The organism is Aeromicrobium sp. Sec7.5, assembly GCF_036867135.1.
GTDB lineage: Bacteria > Actinomycetota > Actinomycetes > Propionibacteriales > Nocardioidaceae > Aeromicrobium.
This window is the reverse complement of record NZ_JBAJIJ010000001.1, coordinates 122,913-141,660: the sequence shown is the minus strand read 5'-3', so window position 1 is coordinate 141,660 and position 18,748 is coordinate 122,913. Positions and strand designations below refer to the sequence as shown.

General features: G+C 71.2%; 14 protein-coding genes. 5 read left to right on the top strand and 9 right to left on the bottom strand.

Annotated features, from left to right (window positions below):
* Position 1: 1 nt before the first annotated feature.
* A complete protein-coding gene (locus tag V6S66_RS00685) occupies positions 2-1,612 on the top strand; it encodes a phosphatase PAP2 family protein (protein ID WP_334204858.1) in 1,611 nt (536 codons plus the stop codon).
* A 95-nt stretch (positions 1,613-1,707) separates the two neighbouring features.
* On the opposite strand, the gene V6S66_RS00680 is transcribed toward V6S66_RS00685, so the two are convergent.
* The 4 genes from V6S66_RS00680 to V6S66_RS00665 all read right to left on the bottom strand — a co-directional run bounded on the left by V6S66_RS00680 (position 1,708) and on the right by V6S66_RS00665 (position 7,365).
* Positions 1,708-2,094 (bottom strand): hypothetical protein, encoded by a 387-nt coding sequence (locus V6S66_RS00680; protein ID WP_334204857.1) that lies wholly within the window; start codon positions 2,092-2,094, stop codon positions 1,708-1,710.
* Positions 2,095-2,165: 71 nt separating this feature from the next.
* Entirely contained in the window at positions 2,166-4,649 is a 2,484-nt protein-coding gene (locus V6S66_RS00675) for a glycoside hydrolase family 65 protein (protein ID WP_334204856.1), read from the bottom strand.
* Positions 4,649-5,359, bottom strand: coding sequence for an HAD family hydrolase (locus V6S66_RS00670; protein ID WP_334204855.1), 711 nt, complete (start codon positions 5,357-5,359; stop codon positions 4,649-4,651). The genes V6S66_RS00675 and V6S66_RS00670 overlap by 1 nt, the downstream gene beginning before the upstream one ends.
* 113 nt (positions 5,360-5,472) lie before the next feature.
* On the bottom strand, positions 5,473-7,365 hold the full coding sequence (locus tag V6S66_RS00665) for an S-layer homology domain-containing protein (RefSeq protein ID WP_334204854.1): 1,893 nt from the start codon (positions 7,363-7,365) through the stop codon (positions 5,473-5,475).
* 96 nt (positions 7,366-7,461) lie between these two features.
* Between V6S66_RS00665 and V6S66_RS00660 the strand changes: the two genes are divergently transcribed.
* Together V6S66_RS00660 and V6S66_RS00655 are read left to right on the top strand one after the other, a co-directional pair.
* Complete coding sequence (locus V6S66_RS00660; RefSeq protein ID WP_334204853.1) at positions 7,462-8,589, top strand: polysaccharide pyruvyl transferase family protein; 1,128 nt, start codon at positions 7,462-7,464, stop codon at positions 8,587-8,589.
* Positions 8,590-8,632: 43 nt separating this feature from the next.
* Entirely contained in the window at positions 8,633-10,441 is a 1,809-nt protein-coding gene (locus V6S66_RS00655) for a glycosyltransferase (protein ID WP_334204852.1), read from the top strand.
* 20 nt (positions 10,442-10,461) lie between these two features.
* Here the strand turns inward: V6S66_RS00655 and V6S66_RS00650 are convergent, their stop codons facing one another.
* On the bottom strand, positions 10,462-12,645 hold the full coding sequence (locus tag V6S66_RS00650; protein WP_334204851.1) for an S-layer homology domain-containing protein: 2,184 nt from the start codon (positions 12,643-12,645) through the stop codon (positions 10,462-10,464).
* A gap of 111 nt (positions 12,646-12,756) precedes the next feature.
* Here V6S66_RS00650 and V6S66_RS00645 point away from each other — a divergent pair, with 111 nt between their 5' ends.
* A complete protein-coding gene (locus V6S66_RS00645; protein WP_334204850.1) occupies positions 12,757-13,971 on the top strand; it encodes an arginine deiminase in 1,215 nt (404 codons plus the stop codon).
* Between the two features lie 109 nt (positions 13,972-14,080).
* Here V6S66_RS00645 and V6S66_RS00640 read toward each other — a convergent pair whose 3' ends face one another.
* Entirely contained in the window at positions 14,081-14,782 is a 702-nt protein-coding gene (locus tag V6S66_RS00640; RefSeq protein WP_334204849.1) for a nitroreductase, read from the bottom strand.
* A gap of 59 nt (positions 14,783-14,841) precedes the next feature.
* On the opposite strand from V6S66_RS00640, the gene V6S66_RS00635 reads away from it, so the two are divergent.
* Positions 14,842-15,699: an SDR family oxidoreductase gene (locus V6S66_RS00635; RefSeq protein ID WP_334204848.1), complete on the top strand. Its 858-nt coding sequence runs from the start codon at positions 14,842-14,844 to the stop codon at positions 15,697-15,699.
* An 11-nt stretch (positions 15,700-15,710) separates the two neighbouring features.
* On the opposite strand, the gene V6S66_RS00630 is transcribed toward V6S66_RS00635, so the two are convergent.
* From V6S66_RS00630 to V6S66_RS00620, 3 genes are read right to left on the bottom strand one after another with little or no spacing between them, the layout of a single operon-like run.
* The gene (locus tag V6S66_RS00630; RefSeq protein ID WP_334204847.1) at positions 15,711-16,574 is read right to left on the bottom strand and encodes an ABC transporter ATP-binding protein; all 864 of its coding nucleotides are present in this window, start codon (positions 16,572-16,574) and stop codon (positions 15,711-15,713) included.
* Entirely contained in the window at positions 16,571-17,647 is a 1,077-nt protein-coding gene (locus V6S66_RS00625; protein WP_334204846.1) for a FecCD family ABC transporter permease, read from the bottom strand. The genes V6S66_RS00630 and V6S66_RS00625 overlap by 4 nt, the downstream gene beginning before the upstream one ends.
* Entirely contained in the window at positions 17,647-18,708 is a 1,062-nt protein-coding gene (locus tag V6S66_RS00620) for a FecCD family ABC transporter permease (protein ID WP_334204845.1), read from the bottom strand. The genes V6S66_RS00625 and V6S66_RS00620 overlap by 1 nt, the downstream gene beginning before the upstream one ends.
* Positions 18,709-18,748: the final 40 nt, after the last annotated feature.

The window sequence follows — 18,748 nt, the reverse complement described above, 5'->3', positions numbered from 1 at the left end:
CGTGTCGGTCGACCTGCGTCGAGCCGAGCCGAGCCGGCGAGGGGTCCTCTCGATCGTGCTCGGATGCCTGGGCCTGCTCCTGGTGCTGCTGACCGTCGAGGTCGGATCCGGCTGGGATCCCTTCGGTGACTTCGACCGCTCGGTGTCCGACGACGCGGTCGCCCTGACGGCCGACACGACCTGGCTCCTGCGCGTCTGCGAGGCCCTCGCCGAGGCGTTCGCCCTGGCCCCGGTCATCGGCCTCGTCATCGCGTTCGTCGCCTGGGCCGTGTGGCGGCGCGAGTGGCGCATCACCACCTGGATCGCCACGAGCGGCCTCGTGGTGCTGCTGGGCAACCACGCCCTCAAGGCGCTGGTCGAGCGTCCGCGTCCCCGCTCCCTCGGCATGCTGCACGACATCGGCGGGTGGTCGTTCCCCTCGGGTCACGCTGCCGGCGCCGGTCTGCTGCTCGTCATCGCGACCCTGCTGACCATCGTCACCACCGGCCGCGGACTGAAGCGCCGTCTCCTGATCACGACCTGGTCGGTCCTCGCCGTCGCCGTGGCCGCCAGCCGCGTCTTCCTCGGCGTCCACTACCCGACCGACGTCGTCGCCGGTCTGGCGTTCGGCGCCGGCGCCACGTTGGCCCTGTGGCTCCTGATCGCGACCGACGCGACCCGCCTGCCGTCGGAGCTCGCGATGATCACCGGCACCGGAGCGCGCCAGGCGGCCGTGATCCTCAACCCGTCCAAGGTCGGCGAGATCGAGGCGTTCAAGGCGCGTGTGCGCGCGGTGGCCACGACGCACGGGTGGAGCGAGCCGCTCTGGTTCGAGACTACCGTGGAGGACCCTGGCTATGGCCAGACCTTGCTGGCGCTGTCCTCGGGCGTCGACCTCATCATCGCCGCCGGCGGCGACGGCACCGTTCGCGCGGTGTGCGAGGAGGCGGCCCGCACGGGCGTCGCGATCGGCGTCATCCCGCACGGCACCGGCAACCTGCTCGCGCGCAACCTCGGCATCCCGCTCAACTGGCGCGACGCGCTCGACGTCGCGTTCGGCGGTCAGGACAAGGCGATCGACCTCGCGCGCTACCGCACCGACTCCGGCGTCGACACGTCGTTCCTCGTCATGGCCGGGCTCGGCATGGACGCCATGATCATGACGGGTGTCGACGACGACCTGAAGAAGCGCGTGGGCTACCTCGCGTACTTCGTGTCCGGCATCAAGGCGCTGCGCTTCCCGGGCATGAAGGTCACCATCACGGTCGACGACGCCGAGCCGGTCAAGATGCGTGCCCGGACCGTCGTGATCGGCAACGTCGGCTTCCTGCAGGCGGGCATCCCGCTGCTGCCGGAGGCGCTGATCGACGACGGCGAGCTCGACGTCGTCGTGCTCGCGCCCCGGCGGTTCCTCGGCTGGCTGGGCATCGCCTGGAAGGTCGTCACCCGGCGCAAGCGCAACACCGACCGCTTCGCCCGCTTCACCGGGCGCACGGTGCACATCATCGCGGGGTCGTCGACGCCGATGCAGCTCGACGGCGACCCGGTCGGCGAGGGCACCGAGATCACCGCCGAGGTCCGTCCCGGCGTCGTGCTGGTGCGGGTGCCGGTCGTGCCGTCCTCCGGCTCCTGAGCCGTCTCAGCCCTCCCTGGTGGGGGCGGTGAGTCTTCCACCGCCCACCCCCTCAGGTGGTGGAACACTCACCGCCCGAGGTCCGCAGTGCGATGTCAGGCGCTCGGCGTGACGTCGGGCAGGAGCCGATCGAAGGTGCGCGGCCGGATGCCGAAGCTGACGTCAGCGGTGAACACGACCTCGCCGCCGAGGTGCAGCTCGACGCGGTTCGCCTCGGCCGTGAGGTTGGCGGCAGTGCCCTCCGCGAGCCACCGACGCTGGCCCAGCAGCGTCACGAGAGCGACGAACGCGCCGTTGTCGCGCTGGCCGCGGAAGACCACCGGTCCCGGGGCGGTGTCGCGGACGATCAGCGCCTCCCGGCTGAGTCCGGGCCGGTCGAGCTCGACGGTGCAGCCGTGGCGGCCGAAGCTGAAGCGGTCGCGGCCGCGCATCTCGACGTCACCGGCTGTCCCGTCGGCCAAGCGCCAGGCCACCGTGAACATGCCCCGATTGTGTCCGACGTGGCGCGGCCTGTCCGACGTTTCGCCTGAGATTCCGGCGAATCGCGGAAGCGTCAGATGCCGGGCACCGTGGCCGTGATGACCGAGCCGTCGCCGCGCTGACGCCCCGGCACCGGCCGGGGCTGACCCGCGAGACGCGGACCCTGGTCGGCGAGGGGGACCGTGACGGGCGAACCCTTCTGGACCGTGACCGCCTCGCCGCGCACCGACAGGGCGGCGGAGTCGCCGTCCTCGACCGTGAGCTCGACCTCGGTGTCCCGCACCGTGACCCGGACCCGCGTGCCCCGCAGGGTGACGCGGTAGGTGAGCTCGTGCCAGCTCTCGGGCAGGCGAGGATCGATCGTGAACTCGCCACCGTGGTCGCGGAAGCCACCGAACCCGGAGGCCAGGGCGCTCCACACGCCACCCGTGGACGCGACGTGTACGCCGTCGGAGGTGTTGGCGTGACGATCGGCGAGGTCGACGTAGAGCGCCGACAGGAAGTAGCGGTACGCGAGGTCGGCGTACCCCACCTCGGCCGCGATGATCGACTGCACGACGGCCGACAGCGTGGAGTCGCCGGTGGTGATCGGGTCGTAGTACTCGAAGTCGGCGCGCTTCTGCTCGGGCGTGAACTGGTCGCCCTGCAGGAACAGCGCGAGCACGACATCGGCCTGCTTGAGCACCTGGAAGCGGTAGATCACGAGCGGGTGGTAGTTCAGCAGCAGGGGCCGCTTGTCGAGCGGGGTGTTGTCGAGGTCCCACACCTCCCGGTCGAGGAAGTGGAAGTCCTGCGGGTGGATGCCGAGGTGCTCGTCGAACGGGATCGCCATGTCGATGGCGGCCTGCTCCCACGACGCGACCTCGTCGTCGGTGAGGTCGAGCCGGCGGACGACCTGCTCGTACTCGAGTCCGTCGCGCTCGGCGAGCTCGCGGACCGAGGCCGCCGCGCTCGCGAGGTTGAAGCGCGCCATGACGTTGGTGAACAGGTTGTCGTTGACGACGGTCGTGTACTCGTCGGGGCCCGTGACGCCGTGGATGTGGAACGAGCCGTCCTCCTCGGAGCGCCAGAAACCGAGGTCGACGAACATCCGGGCCGTCTCGACGAGGATGTCGATGCCCTCGCGGATCAGGAAGTCGGTGTCGCCCGTGGCCCGCACGTACTTGTTCAGGGCGAACGAGATGTCGGCGTCGATGTGGTACTGCGCCGTGCCGGCCGCGTAGTAGGCCGAGGCCTCCTCGCCGTTGATCGTGCGCCAGGCGTAGAGCGCGCCCTGCTGGGCCAGCTCGTGGGCCCGCTTGCGGGCGGAGTCGAGCAGCGTGTAGCGGAAGCGGAGCGCGGATCGGGCGATCTGCGGAGTCGTGTACGTGAGGAACGGGAGCGCGTAGATCTCGGTGTCCCAGAAGTAGTGACCGCTGTAGCCCGAGCCCGTCACGCCCTTCGCGGGGATGCCGTTGCCCTCGGCGCGGGCCGAGGCCTGGAGCACCTGGAACAGGTTCCAGCGCACGGCCTGCTGGACCTCGGGCTGGCCCGGCACCTCGACGTCGGACCGTGCCCAGAAGTCGTCGAGCCACGTGCGCTGGTCGAGGTGCTGCTGCTCCAGACCGTCCTGTCGGACCCGGTCGAGCGTGCGCCGGCAGCGGTCGATCAGCTCGCGCACGGGGACCCCGCGCGAGGTGTGGTACGCCACGACCTTGGTGAGGGTGATGGGCTCGCCGGGCTGCGCGTCGACCCGGAACGTCATCTTGGCGAGGTCGTCCTCGACCGTGATCTGGGTCGTGGACGGGTTGGCGGTCTCGAGGCGGTGGTCGGCCGCGACGCCGAGCGTCATGCCGCTGTCGTGGGTGCGGAAGCCGAGCTCGACGCGTCCGTCCTCGATGCTGCCGCGGCTGTGCTGGGGATCGAGCACGCGGCGCTCGAGCGCCTCGGCCTTGCGCGGGTCGACGCCTTCGCCCATCGACTTGGAACGGACGTGGTACTCGTCCTCGCCGTCCTGGCGGTTGAGGATCTGCGAGCTGATCGCGACCGGGGCCGCGGCGTCGAGCATCGTGACCTCGAAGGTCATGACGGCCAGGTGGCGCTGGTGGAACGAGACCATGCGGGTCGAGCGGATGCGCACCCGCTTGCCCGACGGGCTGCGCCACACGATCTCGCGACGCAGGACGCCTTCGCGGAAGTCGATGGCCCGCTCGTACTCGAGGATGTCGGCGATCGGCAGGAGCAGCGGCTCGTCGTCGACGTACAGGCGGATGACCTTGGCGTCGGGGGCGTTCACGATGGTCTGCCCGACCCGGGCGAAGCCGAAAGCCTCCTCCGCGTGGCGGATGGGCCACGTCTCGTGGAAGCCGTTCAGGAAGGTGCCGTGGGCGTGCGAGTCGCGTCCCTCCTCGACGTTGCCGCGCAGGCCGAGGTAGCCGTTGCCGACCGCGAAGAGGGTCTCGGTGACGCCCAGGTCACTGGCGTCGTAGCGCTGCTCGACGAGCCGCCACTCGTCGACGGGGAAACGGGTGCGGTCGAGGTACTCGTGCACCGGCGGTGCCTCGTGCGATGGGCTCATCAGAGCAGCTCTTCCAGGTCGTCGACGACGATGTCGGCTCCATGCTCGCGCAGTGCGTCGGCGCCGGCGCCACGGTTCACGCCCACGACGAGACCGAAATCACCGGCCGCACCCGCCTCGACGCCCGACAGGGCGTCCTCGAGCACGACGGCCTTGCCGTGCGCCACGCCGAGCTGGTCGGCGGCGTACTCGTAGGTGTCGGGAGCCGGCTTGCCCGCGAGACCCACCTCGGCGGCGACACCGCCGTGGACGATCAGCTCGAAGCGGTCGGTGATGCCGGCCGCCTCGAGCACGGCCGGAGCGTTGCGGGAGCTCGACACGATCGCGCGGCGGACCCCCGCGGCGGTGAGCGCCTCCACCAGGCGCAGCGAACCGGGGTAGGCCTGGACGCCCTCGTCGTGCAGCACCTGCATGAAGACGTCGTTCTTGCGGTTGCCGAGCCCGCTGACCGTCTCGGCGTCGGACGGGTCGTCGCGCGTGCCCTCGGGCAACGTGATGCCGCGCGACTCCAGGAACGAGCGCACGCCGTCGTAGCGGGGCTTGCCGTCGACGTAACGGTGGTAGTCGGCGTCGGTGTAGCGCTCGTCGACCCGCTGGGCGACCAGGAAGTCGTTGAACATCTTCGACCACGCACGCATGTGCACCTCGGCGGTCGGCGTGATCACGCCGTCGAGGTCGAAGAGGGCAGCGTCGTACTCGTTCCAGTCCACCCGACGAGCGTAGGCGCCCGGTGTGTCACGGACGTGAACCGGTGGCCGAGTCCTGCGCCATTCGTGCCCCACCGGGGGCTCGGGTGTCGGCCCGCAGGCAGGCAGGCTCCTGGTCAGCCGTCGCCCTCGCGACGCCACTGGTAGATCTGATAGGTCGCGAAGGTGCCGAGCAGCACGAAGTTGGTGGACGCGCTCTGGAACACGACCCGGTCGCCGTCCGGGCTCACGACCCCGGTGACCGACTCGGCGTTGCCGCCGACCTTCGAGCCGTTAGCCGACACGAGGGTCGTGACCCGGGTCAACCGGTCGTACAGGAAGACGTCCGCCTGGCCACCGATGTCGCCCACGACCAGGTTCGACGCATCCGAGCTGAACGACACGTACCTGCCGTCGGCCGAGACGGAACCGCCGAGGGAGGTGCCGTTCGCCGGGGCGCCGGTCGGAGATGCCGAGACCAGGGTCGTCGACGCGCCGGCACGGCCCCAGAGGAACACATCGCCGTGCGGGTCCACACCTTCGGACGCCGTGTCGAGGTCGAACGCGTGGTACGCGATGAACTCGCCGTCGTCGGAGATGCGCGGTCGCGACGACACGCTGTGTCTGCCGTTGTCGAACGGGTCGTCGGAGATCAGCGTCGTGATCCCGGTGTCGCGGTTCCAGCGGAACACGTCGAACTGGCCGTTGTCGTCTCCGACCACGAGATTGGTCGCACTCGACTGGAACGCCACAAGACGACCGTCGGCCGAGATCGTCGGCGACAGGGCCGAGCTGTTCGGGTTCGCGCCACCAGGCCCGAGCCCGACCCGGATCGTCTGACCGTTGGCAATGTCACGCACGAAGACGTCGGGCGCCGCGGTGGTGTCCCCGGCGGCCAGGTTGTCGGAGTAGCTGATGAAGGTGACGTACCGACCGTCCGCCGACATGCTCGCCTGCTGCGACGCGCCGTTCGCCAGGACGGCGGCCGAGCTGCGCGACTCGATCGTGATGGCCCCCGTGGTCATGTCGCGTCGGAAGATGTCGCCGGTGGAGTTGGTGTCACCCGGCACCAGGTTGTTCGCCAAGGACTCGAAGGTCACGTAGCGGCCGTCGTCGGAGACGTCCGGGACGGTCGAAGCCCCGTTGCCCAGGACGCCCGTCTCGGAGGCCGCTCGGGAGACCAGCTTCATCTGGCCTGTCACCGTGTCCCGCCAGAAGACGTCCAAGGTGCCGTTGTTGTCACTGTCGACGAGGTTGCTCGAAAGCGTCGAGAACACCACGTAGCGGCCGTCGGCCGACGTGGCCGGGCCGAGCGACGCCTGGTTGCCGCCGGAGGTCGAGGCGGCCGAGATCGACACGAGGTCGAGCGCGGCGTCGACCGTCCAGCCGACGAAACCGTCGTACCGGTGCAGGAACGCTGCCATCTGCTCCCGCAGCACCGGCTGCGAGCCACGGAACTCGGTGCCTCCCGGGGTCGCGTATCCCGTCGTGACGCCAGTCGTGGCGAGCCACGCGATCTGCTTGGCGAAGGTGTGGCCGGTCGGCACGTCCAGGAAGGGGGCCGTGCCCGGGGTCGACAATGACGACTCGACCTCGGCCAGCCGGTCGAGGAACGCCGCCATCTGCTCCCGCAGCACCGGCTGCGAGCCACGGAACTCGGTCCCGACCTGGGTCGCGTATCCCGTGGAGACTCCGGTGCCGATGAGCCAGCAGATCTGCTTCGCGAATGCGTGGTTCGCCGGTACGTCCACCAAGCCGCAGGAGGTCTCGGTCGCCGTCGCATTCGCGTACCGGTAGAGGAAGGCCGCCATCTGTTCGCGCAGCACCGGTGCGCCGGGCTCGAACCGCGTGGTGCCGTTGCCGTTCGGGTAGCCCGTGGTGATGCCCTGCTCGGCCAACCACTCGATCTCCGCCGCGAACACGTGCTGAGGCGGGACGTCGGTGAAGTCGGCACGGGCCGCCGTGGGGATCGCGACCGTGGCGACCATGGCGAGCACTGCGGGGGCCAGAACGGCGCGGAGGACGGACATGACCCGATCGAATCACTGGGGGAGCGCGGCGTCCGGAGATCTTCCGAGGTTGAGGGATGACCCGACCATGGCAAAACTGACCGATACGCTCCGTCCATGCTCCGCGCGCGCGGGCGACGAGGTCGCCGTACCTATCTGATCGGCGTGGCCGGGCACCCCAACTTCGGCGACGAGGCGATCACCCGCGGCTGGTTGCGCTGGCTCGCGAAGCATCGCCCGCGCGACGAGGTCTGGCTCGACGTGCCCAACCCCGCCGGCGCCGCCGCGCTGCTGCACGGCGAGCACCCGCACCTGGTGGTCGTCGACACGGTGCACCGCCTCGGTCTCGACGCCGACCCGACCAGTGCCGGCTCGGTCGTCGCCCACGTCGACCAGGTCCTGACCGAGCCGTGGCGCGCGCCGCGCTGGCTGGCCGGGATCGAGGCTCTCCGCTCCGCCGACGTCGTCCACCTCGTCGGCGGCGGCTTCGTGAACGCCCAGCGCCCGCACCCCGCCTCGGTCCTCGCGGCGATGAGCTGGATGGGCGAGCACACCCCGGCACGCCTCGCGATCAGTGGCGCGGGCCTGACCCCCGGCTTCACCGAGCTGCCCGAGCTCTACGCCACCCTCGGACCCCGCCTCGAGGTGGCGACGGTCCGCGACCCCGAGTCCGCGCTGCTCCTGCCCACGGCCGAGGTCGGCGCGGACGACGTGTGGCTCGGCGGCGTCGAGCAGCACCTCGACCAGCGGGCGGGCACCGCAGACGTCATGGTGATCGCCCAGGGCGACGGTCACGACCGCCTGGACGAGCTCGCGAGCACCGTCGGCGATCTCCTCGACGCGTGGGGTGTCGGCGCGGACGACTTCGCCGTGGTCGAGGCGAATCCCCCGGTCGACGGGCACGTGCGCGCCGCGCTCGAGGAGCGGTTCGGCGACCATCGGTTCCACTCCTTCGGCGAGGTCGTGACGCACGGCCTGCCGGCCCGTCGCGGACAGCGCTGGATCACGACGCGCTACCACCCGCACCTCCTGGCCGCGGCGGTCGGCGCGAGCGGGGTCGCGATCTCGGTGTCCGACGGCTATTACGACGTCAAGCACCGGGCCGTCACCGCGGCCGGCTCCGGGTGGCCCGTCATCGGCATCGGCGACGCGCCCGTGGACGCGGGCGACGCGGGGGACCTTCCCGGACGGGCCGGTGAGCACGCGGCGGGACTCGCTCGCCTCGCCGCGCGGATCCACGCCTGACTCCGCCCATGGCGGCCGAGGCTCGCACTAGGATGCCGACGACATGACGACACCTGGCACGCTGCTGCAGCGCATCCACCTCGCAGCGACGGTTCCCGCGCCCGACGACCTGTACGTGCGGGCCGAGGCCGGCACGATCGACCGCACGCGCAGCTCCGTCACGGTCCACCCGTCGAGCCTGGCCACCACCCGCACCTACTTCGGCCGGGTCGAGGCCTCGCACTGGCAGCGCTGGACCCGCGTGCGCGACGTCGAGGTCCACATGACGGTGCGCGGCCATGGCACCGTCCTACTGGTCTCGGACGACTTCTCCCCGACGACCAGCATCGTCGAGCGGGCCGACGTCGACGCGGTCGATTCGGCCCAGGCCCTGACGCTGCGAGCCCCGCTGGACCACTACCTCGACGAGGGCCACCTGTGGCTCGAGATCTCCACCACGACCGGCAGCCTGACCGTCAGCGACGTCACCGTGACGACCCCGACGGAGGCGGCCGATCGACTGACGGGCCTCGTGATCTGCACGTACAACCGGCCGACCGACTGCGTCGCGACCCTCGGCGCGCTGGTCGCCGATCCCGCGATGCGCACGGTGGTGGACTCGGTCGTGGTGGTCGACCAAGGTGATCGACTCATCGCCGACGAGCCCGGTTTCGACGCCGTCGCCGAGGGGCTCGGCGAGCGCCTCCTCGTCGTCCGCCAGCCCAACCTCGGCGGCGCCGGTGGGTTCACCCGCGGCATGCTCGAGACCCGTGACCGGTTCGCGGGCCGCCCGGGCGACGTCCTGCTGATGGACGACGACATCCGCCTCGACCCCGAGACCGTGCTGCGCATGAGCGCGTTCGGGTCGCTCACGCTGCGGCCCACGCTCGTCGGCGGCCAGATGCTCAACCTCCACCACCCCTCGCAGCTCGTGGCCCAGGGGGAGAACACCGCGCTCGACCGGTTCGTCGCCGGGGTGCCGAGCGACCGCTTCTCGAACGCCGACCTGCTCGCCGAGCTGCCCGGCAAGCGGGTCGACGCCGACTACGCCGCGTGGTGGGCGTGCCTCGTGCCCGCCGAGGTCATCGACGAGGTCGGCCTGCCCATCCCCCTGTTCTTCCAGTGGGACGACATCGAGTTCGGCATCCGGGCACGAAGCCGGGGACACGCCACCGTCACGCTTCCCGGCAGCGGGGTCTGGCACGCCGACTTCGCGATGAAGGACTGGGACGACTGGCCCCTCTTCTTCCGCACGCGCAACGCGCTGATCGTCTCGTCGCTCTACCTCGGCGACTTCCCCGGCAGCGGCCTGGAGTCGCTCGGGCGTCAGCTCCGCCACTTCCTGGTCGAGTACCGCTACGGCCTGATCGCCACGGTGGTCGCAGCGATCGACGCCTTCCTCGACGGACCCGATCAGATCGCCGACGGGGGCCGTACCGCGCTCGCCGCGGTGCACGCCCTCCGTGCCGACCATCCCGAGACGAAGCGCCTGACGCCGGAAGAGCTCGCCGAGATCGGTCTGGGCGACGTCCGCCTCGCGCTCGAGCTCCCGATGCCCGACGACCCGGACCGCTTCCTGCGCCAGCTCCTCCGCCGGCAGCTCCGGCTGAAGGTGTCCGGAGCCGCCGCGATCGACTCGATCACGAGCTGGTGGCACGCCGGCTCGTTCAGCACCGTCGTCGCCACGGACCGCACCCAGTCGACGTTCCGGGTGCGTCGCATCTCGCGACGCAAGTCGTTGGAGTCCTACCGCGAGATCCGCCGTGCGCTCCGCCAGCTCAAGCGCCGGGGCCCGGCCGCGCAGGCGGCCTGGCGGGCCGCCATGCCGGAGCTGACGAGTCGCGACAACTGGGACCGCCTCTTCCGCTCCTGACCGCCGGCGCCGTCAGCAGGTCACGGCGCGGGGGCCACGGGCAGGCCCTGGTCGTCGTAGCGGGACAGGAACGCGGCCATCTGCTCACGCAGCACGGGCTGCGAGCCGCGGAACTGGGTGCCACCCGGCACCGCGTACCCCGTCGTGATGCCGGTGCTCTTGAGCCAGCAGATCTCCTTGGCGAACGTGCTCGACGGCGGCACGTCCAGCAGCTCGCACGACGTCGACGACGGGGGCTCGCCCGCGAACCGGTACAGGAACGCCGCCATCTGCTCCCGCAGCACCGGCTGCGCGCCACGGAACTGCGTGCCCCCCGGCACCGCGTACCCCGTCGTGATGCTCGTGCCCTTCAGCCAGCAGATCTCCTTGGCGAACGTGCTCGACGACGGCACGTCCAGCAGCCCGCACGACGTCGACGACGCCGTCGCACCCGCGAACCGGTACAGGAACGCCGCCATCTGCTCGCGCAGCACTGCGGCCGACGGCTGGAAGGTCGTGGTCCCGTTGCCCTGGTCGTAGCCGGTCGAGACCCCGCTACCGGCGAGCCACTCGATCTGGCCGAAGAAGCTCTGCCCCGGCGGGACGTCGGTGAAGCGCGGAAGACCTGCCGGCTGCTGGGAGAAGCCCGCGCAGGTCGCGGAGAGCGTGTACGGGCCGAGGTTGCCGTACCCCGTGTCAGGTCCGGTCGGGCTGCCCGCCACCCGGACGTAGTACTGCGTGTCGCCGGCCGACCGCTGCACGGTGGCCGCGACGCCCGTCGCCCGCATCGACGATCCCGAGCCCGACTGTCCCGAGGGCGGATCGACGCGCGCGCCCTCGACCGGGGCGGCACTGGTCCCCGTCACGAGGGTCAGCGCGAGGTCGAGGTTGGTGGAGTAGGCCGAGGGAGTGGCGGAGACCGTGATCGTGCCATCGCACCGACCGATGTTCCACACGTCCTGGTCGGTCGGGGTCGAGATGAGTCCACGACGGCTCGTCGTCCAGCCGGACGGTGTGGACGACCCGATCGTCGAACCTGCGTCGTCGGGTCGCGGCGCGATGCCGTGGGAGGCCAGCACCGTCAGGTCGGCGGCCGCCTCATTGGTGTGTCCCGGGTAGCTGTGGTTCGTCCACTGGCTGAGCGGCCGCGAGTAGGGCGTGCCCATGATCGGACCCCAGTTGCCGGTTCCGGAGTAGTAGTCGCGCGTCACGACGCCGTCGGTGAAGCCGGCGTGGTTCAGCCCACCGTTGTGGCCGACCTCGTGACTCACGATCGTGGTGAGCGCCAGCGGGCTGCCGACCGCGGCCGCGTTGACGAACGCGCCCTCGTAGCGCGCGTGCGATGGACCGGCGGTGTCGAACACGTCGACGTAGGCGAGCCCGGCGCACGTCGAGGTGATGGGACAGCTGGAGGGGAAGTCGGCCTGCACCCGCGGAGTCGTGATGATCGCGCGAGCGCCGTAGGTCTGGTCGTCCGACGTGGAACGCCGGAGCTGGTCGGTGGACGGGGCTCGGGTCGTCACGTTGACGTCGAACGGCGCGTAGTCCTCCGACACGGCGAGCCACACGTTCTGGATGTACTCGAGCTCGGCGGCCGAGAAGGCGTCGGAGCCGTCCAGGCTGAACGGCGGCACCGTGCGACCGTTCGGGATGCCCTGCACCTGGTTCCAGATCGTGTTGGTCAACGTGTGGCCGTCGAAGTCCAGGTAGATCGTGCGGCGTGAGCCGGGCAGGCTGCTGAGTCCGAAGGTCTGGTCGAGGGGCACCACGGCGGCGAGCGCGACCGGCTCGTCGCCACCGGCGCCACCGACCTCGGCCTGGTCGGCCGTGTGCTCCTCGTCGAGGAACTCGGCCACGAACAGCCGGCCGTCGGGTCCGACGCCGTAGGTGGGGTCCTGCAGTCTCTCGGTCAGCTCCTCGTCGGTCAGCTCGTTGAGAGCGGCGACCTCGCCGAGGTCGTCGCCGATCGCCTCGACCGCCGCGGGTCCCAGCACCGTCTCGTCCGGTCCGGCCTCATCACCGGCGGGCGACGACGACTCCTGCGGAACCGGAACCGGAACCGACGGCGCGGCGACCGGTGCCGGCGCGGCCGACGCCGTGGTCACCGTCGTGGCGTCGCCGGTGTCGCCGGAACCCGGGACGAGGGTGGAGGCCGACAGACCCGCCACTGCGAGGGCCGCGACCGCGAGGCGGCCGGCGGATCGGAAGGGGCGAATCGACATCATGCCCCCCATCGTCGGTCATCAGGGGCTCACGCGGGTCCGAACGGAAGGATGTCGACAGGAGCACCGGACCGCCCGGACCGCCCGGACCGCCCGGACCCCTAGGCTCGGCGCATGACAGCGCAGCGAGGGCTCGGGGTCGACAGCGAGGTCGGACGGCTGCGCACCGTGATGCTGCACCGCCCCGGTGCCGAGATCGCCCGGCTCACCCCCCGCAACAACGACGCCCTGCTGTTCGACGGCGTGCCGTGGCTCGGCCGGGCGCAGGAGGAGCACGACGCCTTCGCCCAGGCGCTGCGCGACCACGACGTCGAGGTCCTCTATCTCACCGCGCTCCTGCGGGAGACTCTCGAGTCGACCGCCGCGCGCGACGCCGTCGTCGTCGCGACGACCGAGGCGCTGCACCTCGGCGACGGCCTGCGCGAGTACCTGCGCGAGTGGCTGGGCGACCTGCACCCGACCGAGCTCGCGACCGTCCTGACGGCAGGACTGCGCAACGACGAGGTGCCGGTGCGCACGCTGGTCACGAGCCTGCTCGCCCACGACGACTTCGTGATCGACCCGCTCCCGAACCTGCTCTTCACGCGCGACTCGTCGGTCTGGCTCCCCGATCGGGTCGCCGTCACGAGCCTCGCGATGCCGGCCCGCGTGCGGGAGACCCAGCTGACCGGACTCGTCTACGGGCATCACCCGCGGTTCGCCGGCGTGGAGCAGGTGCACGGTCCACACCTGGAGCACGTCGAGGGTGGCGACGTCCTCCTGCTGGCACCGGGCGTCATGGCCATCGGGGTCGGCGAGCGAACGACGCCCGCCGGAGCCGAGCGCTTCGCACGACAGGTCCTGGGCGAGGGCCTGGCGCACACCGTGCTCGCGGTGCCGATCGCGCAGGAGCGCGCCACGATGCACCTCGACACGATCGTCACGATGGTCGACGTCGACGCCGTCGTGATCTTTCCGACCATGGCCGACGACCTCACGGCCACGACCCTCACGCTCAACGACGACGGCCTCGAGATCGGCCCGCGCGAGCCGTTCTTCCCGGTGGCGGCGCGCGCCATGGGCATCGACGAGCTGCGCCGCATCGAGACCGGTCTGGACCCGGTCACCGCGGAGCGCGAGCAGTGGGACGACGGCAACAACACCCTCGCGATCGCGCCGCGGCTCGCGGTGGCGTACGAGCGCAACGAGCACACCAACGCACGGCTCTCGGAGCAGGGCATCGAGGTCATCACGATCAGCGGGAGTGAGCTCGGCTCCGGCCGGGGCGGTCCCCGCTGCATGTCCTGCCCGATCGCCCGCGACCCTGGCGCGCCTACTTCCGGTGGTTGAGGTGCGAGGAGCCCTGGCGACGAGCCTCGAAACCTCGGTCAGCTGAGGGGCTGAGGTACCCCTTTCGAGGCTCCTCGTTCCTCGTCGCACCTCAAGGGGCGTGTGGGGGTCAGTCGAGGAACGTGACGGAGTCGCTCACCGGGGCGCGGTGCGCACGGAACGCGTTGCTCGGGTGCTCCGGATCGGGCCAGCCGAACGAGATGCCGCACACGATGTGCCGGTCCTCGCCCCAGCCGAGGCGCTCGTGGAGCAGCTCCGACTTCATCGCGACCGCCGCCTGGGCAATCGTGGCGACGCCCTGCGCGTGCGCGGCCAGGAGGAACGACTGCACGTAGAGACCGCAGTCGACGTACCCGTACGGGCCGAGGCTCGCGGGGGCCGACACGATCGCCACGTGCGGGGCGTCGAAGAAGTCGAAGTTGCGCAGCATCTGCATCGCCGAGGCCTGACGGTCGCCGCGCTCGACACCGACCGCGTCGTACAGCTGCAGGCCGACCTCGCGGCGACGCTCGGCGTGGACGCCGTCGTAACCGGGCGGGAACGGAATGTCGGGGGTGAGGCGAGTGTCGGTCGCGAACGAGGCGCGCAGCTCGTCGATCGCGTCGCCGGAGAAGATCGCGGCCTGCCACGGCTGCGTGTTGCACCACGACGGCGTGCGCTGCGCGGCCTCGAGGATCTGCTCGACCGTCGCGCGCGGCACGGGCTCGGGGAGATAGCCGCGGCAGCTCCACCGGTCGCGCAGCACCTGCTCGACGGTGCTCGACGGCGTCGCCGACGGTGTTCCCTTTTCGGTCTCGGCCGCCATGGTCATCGTGCCACCACCACTGTCATGATGACCAGACTGCCACACGCGATCCACCTGGAGGACCCATGTCTTTGTCCGGAGTCACGATCATCATGTCCGGCGGGAGCCGCGGCATCGGCGAGGCGATCGCCGTGCGCGCCGCTCGCGACGGCGCCAACGTCGCCCTGCTCGCCAAGACGACCGAGCCCCACCCGAACCTGCCCGGCACGATCCACACCGCGGCGGCCGCGATCGAGGCGGCGGGTGGAAAGGCCCTGCCGCTGGTCGGCGACGTCCGCGACGACGCCTTCGTGGCCGATGCGGTCGCGCAGACCGCCGAGACGTTCGGCGGCATCGACGCCGTGGTCAACAACGCGAGCGCGATCGACCTGTCCCGCTCCGAGGACATCGCGATGAAGAAGTACGACCTCATGAACGACATCAACTGCCGCGGGTCGTTCCTGCTGAGCAAGACGTCGATCCCGTGGCTCAAGCAGTCGGCGAACCCGCACATCCTGACGCTCAGCCCGCCGATCAGCCTCGACCCGAAGTGGCACACGACGTTCACGGCCTACACGATCGCGAAGTTCGGCATGAGCCTCGTGACGATGGGCCTGGCCGGTGAGCTGCGCGAGGACGGCGTGGCCGCCAACTCGCTCTGGCCGCGCACCGCGATCGACACCGCCGCGGTGCGCAACGTCGTGGGCCCCGGTCTCGGCGCCAGCTCGCGCACGCCGGCGATCATGGCCGACGCGGCCTACGAGATCCTCACGCGCCCGAGCCGCGAGTGCACGGGCAACTTCTTCATCGACGACGACGTGCTCGAGGAGGCGGGGGTCACCGACTTCAGCATCTACCTCAACGGCGGCAAGGAGGAGGAGCTCGCGCTCGACTTCTGGGTCGAGCCCAAGGGCCCCCACAACCCCGAGCTCAGCCTGCACTGACGTCGGTCCCCTCAGTCGCCGGCGTGCTTCACTGCCCGCTGGCGGCCGAGGGGCACCACGAGCGGGGTTCCCGTGACCGGATCGGGCACGACCCGGCACGGCAGGCCGAACACGTCGTCGACGACCTCGGGCGTGATGACGTCCTGCGGCGCTCCCTGCGCGACGACGGTGCCCGACTTCATCGCGACGATGTGGTGGGCGTAGCGGCACGCCAGGTTGAGGTCGTGCAGGACCATCACGACGGTCTTGCCGTGCACACGGTTGAGATCGTCCAGCAGGTCGAGCAGGTCGACCTGGTGGCTGATGTCGAGGAACGTCGTCGGCTCGTCGAGCAGCACCAGGTCGGTGTCCTGGGCGAGCACCATCGCGACCCACACGCGCTGGCGCTGGCCCCCGGACAGCTCGGCGAGCGTGCGGTCGGCGAGCTCGGTCGTGTGCGTGGCCGCCAGGGCCCCCGCGACCGCGGCGTCGTCCTCGGCGCTCCACCGGCGGAACCAGCCCTGGTGCGGGTACCGGCCGCGCCCCACGAGGTCGGCGACGGTGATGCCGTCGGGGGCCACCGGATTCTGCGGGAGCAGGCCCATGACCCGGGCGACGTCGGCGCTGGCCCACTCCTTCAGCGGGCGGCCGTCGAGCTCCACGGCGCCCGCGCGCGGCTTGAGGAGCCGGGCCAGGCCGCGCAGCAGGGTCGACTTGCCGCAGCCGTTGGCGCCGACGATGACCGTCACGAGACCGTCCGGCACGACGAGGTCGAGCGCGTGCACGATGTCGACGCCGGAGTAGCCGAGCGTCAGGCCGCGGGCCCGGAGGTCGTGGTGCCGCGAGGTCGGATCGGGCAGCGGCCCTGCCGGGGCCTGCGGGTCGAGATCGGTCATCCTCCACGTCCTTCCCGGTTGACCGAGACGAGCAACCAGATGAGATAGGGGGCGCCGATCGCGCCGGTCACGACGCCGGTCGGCAGCTGCGCGGGCAGCGCGTGCTGGGCCACGAGGTCGGCGGCGAGCACGATGCTGGCGCCGACGAAGGCGGCCGCCAGCAGGGCCGAGCTGCCGGCACCTACCAGGCGCGATGCGATCGGGCCGGCGATCAGGGCGACGAACGCCATGGGACCGGCGACGGCCGTGGCGAGCGCGATCAGCACGACCGCGGTCAGCATCAGCGCGAGTCGCATGGTCTCGACGCGGACGCCGAGCGCCGTGGCCGTGTCGTCGCCGAGCTCGAGCGCGGCCAGCTGGCGGGTCATGACGAACACCGCGGGCAGCACGACGGCCAGGCTGAGGAACAGCACCCGCAGCTCGGTATCGCCCGCCTGGCCGACGGCGCCCACGAGCCAGGTCATCGCCTCCCGAGCGTTGTACTGGTTGGCGCGCGACAGGACGTAGCCCGAGCCGGCGAGGAAGAACTGGCTCACGCCGATGCCGATCAGGATGAACCGGTACCCCGTGATCCCGTCGCGCCACGCCAGGAGGTAGACCAGCAGTGCCGCCAGCAGCGCGCCGACGAGCGCGGCCAGGGAGACCATCTCGCCCTGCAGGTTGAGCACCACGATGGAGCTGACGGCGAAGAAGCTCGCACCGGCGGAGACGCCGACGAAGTCGGGCGAGGCCAGGGGGTTGGCGAGCAGGCGCTGGAAGATGATGCCGGCCAGCCCCATCGCCAGGCCTGTGCCCAGCGCGGTCGAGGCGGTCGAGAGCCGCACCTGGCGCACGACGTACTCCACCCCGGGATCGGTGTCGAAGCCGAACGTGGCCAGCACGACCTGCCACGGCGACACCGAGAAGCTGCCGAACATCATCGTGCCGACGAACAGCGCGAACGCCACCGCCGCCAGCACCAGCGTGACCGAGATCGTGCGTCCCCGGCGCAGGAGGCGGACCCGGGTGATGACCGAACGGCCGTCGGTGGAGTCCGGGGTGCTGGGCGCGGGCTCGCGCTCGATGACGGCCATCAGAGCTCCGACAGGTTCCGGCGACGGACGAGGAACGCGAACACGGGCGCGCCGAGCAGTCCCAGGACCACACCGACCTGCACCTCGCCGGAGAGCTTCATGACCCGGCCGAGCACGTCGGCCGAGAGCAGCACGATCGGGCTGAGCAGCAGGCAGTAGGCCGTGATCCATCGGTAGTCGGGGCCGCAGATGGCCCGCGCCATGTGCGGGACGACCAGACCGATGAAGACGATGGGGCCGCAGGCCGCCGTGGCCCCGCCGGCGAGCAGGACGACGATCACGAACAGGCCCGCGCGGGTCAGCCCGACGCGCTGGCCGAGGGCGGTGGCGACGTCGTCGCCGAGCGCGAGGCCGTTGAGCCAGCGGCCCGTGAAGAGCGCGAACACCAGTCCGACAGCGAGGAAGGGCGCGGTCTGCTCGACGATCGGCCAGTACCGCCCCGCGAGCGAGCCCACCTGCCAGAAGCGCAGCTGGTCCAGGGCGCTGGAGTCGAGCATCGTGACGCCCGTGGTGATGGAGTAGCAGCCCGCGCTGACCGCGGCGCCGGCCAGCGCCAGCTTGATGGGCGTCGCACCCTCCCGCCCGAACGAGGCGACGCCGTAGACCAGGATCGTGGCGCCTGCGGCCCCGGCGAACGCCCACCAGATGTAGGTCGTGACGTCGCTCTGGCCCGTCAGCATGATCGAGAGCACGACGGCCGCCGCGGCGCCGGAGTTGATGCCCATGATCCCCGGGTCGGCGAGCGCGTTGCGGGTGACGCCCTGCAGGATCGCCCCCGCCAGGCCGAGTGCCGCTCCCGCCAGCAGGCCCAGGATCGTGCGCGGCAGCCGTAGCTCGCGGATCACGGTCTGGTCGGTGTTGGTGGGGTCGTGGTCGACGATCGCGTCCCACACGGTCGACAGGCCCACGCCTCGCGAACCCAGGACCACGCTGACGAAGGCGACCACGGCGAGCACGCCCAGCAGGACCAGCAGACCCGCGGCGAGACCCGCGCTCGAGCGGTGCTCGGGCTTCGGGGCGGCGACCCGGGCGGGGGCCGGCGCGCTCAGGGTGGCGGTCACAGTAGACGAGCCTAACTGAGGCCAGCCTCACCTGACAGAT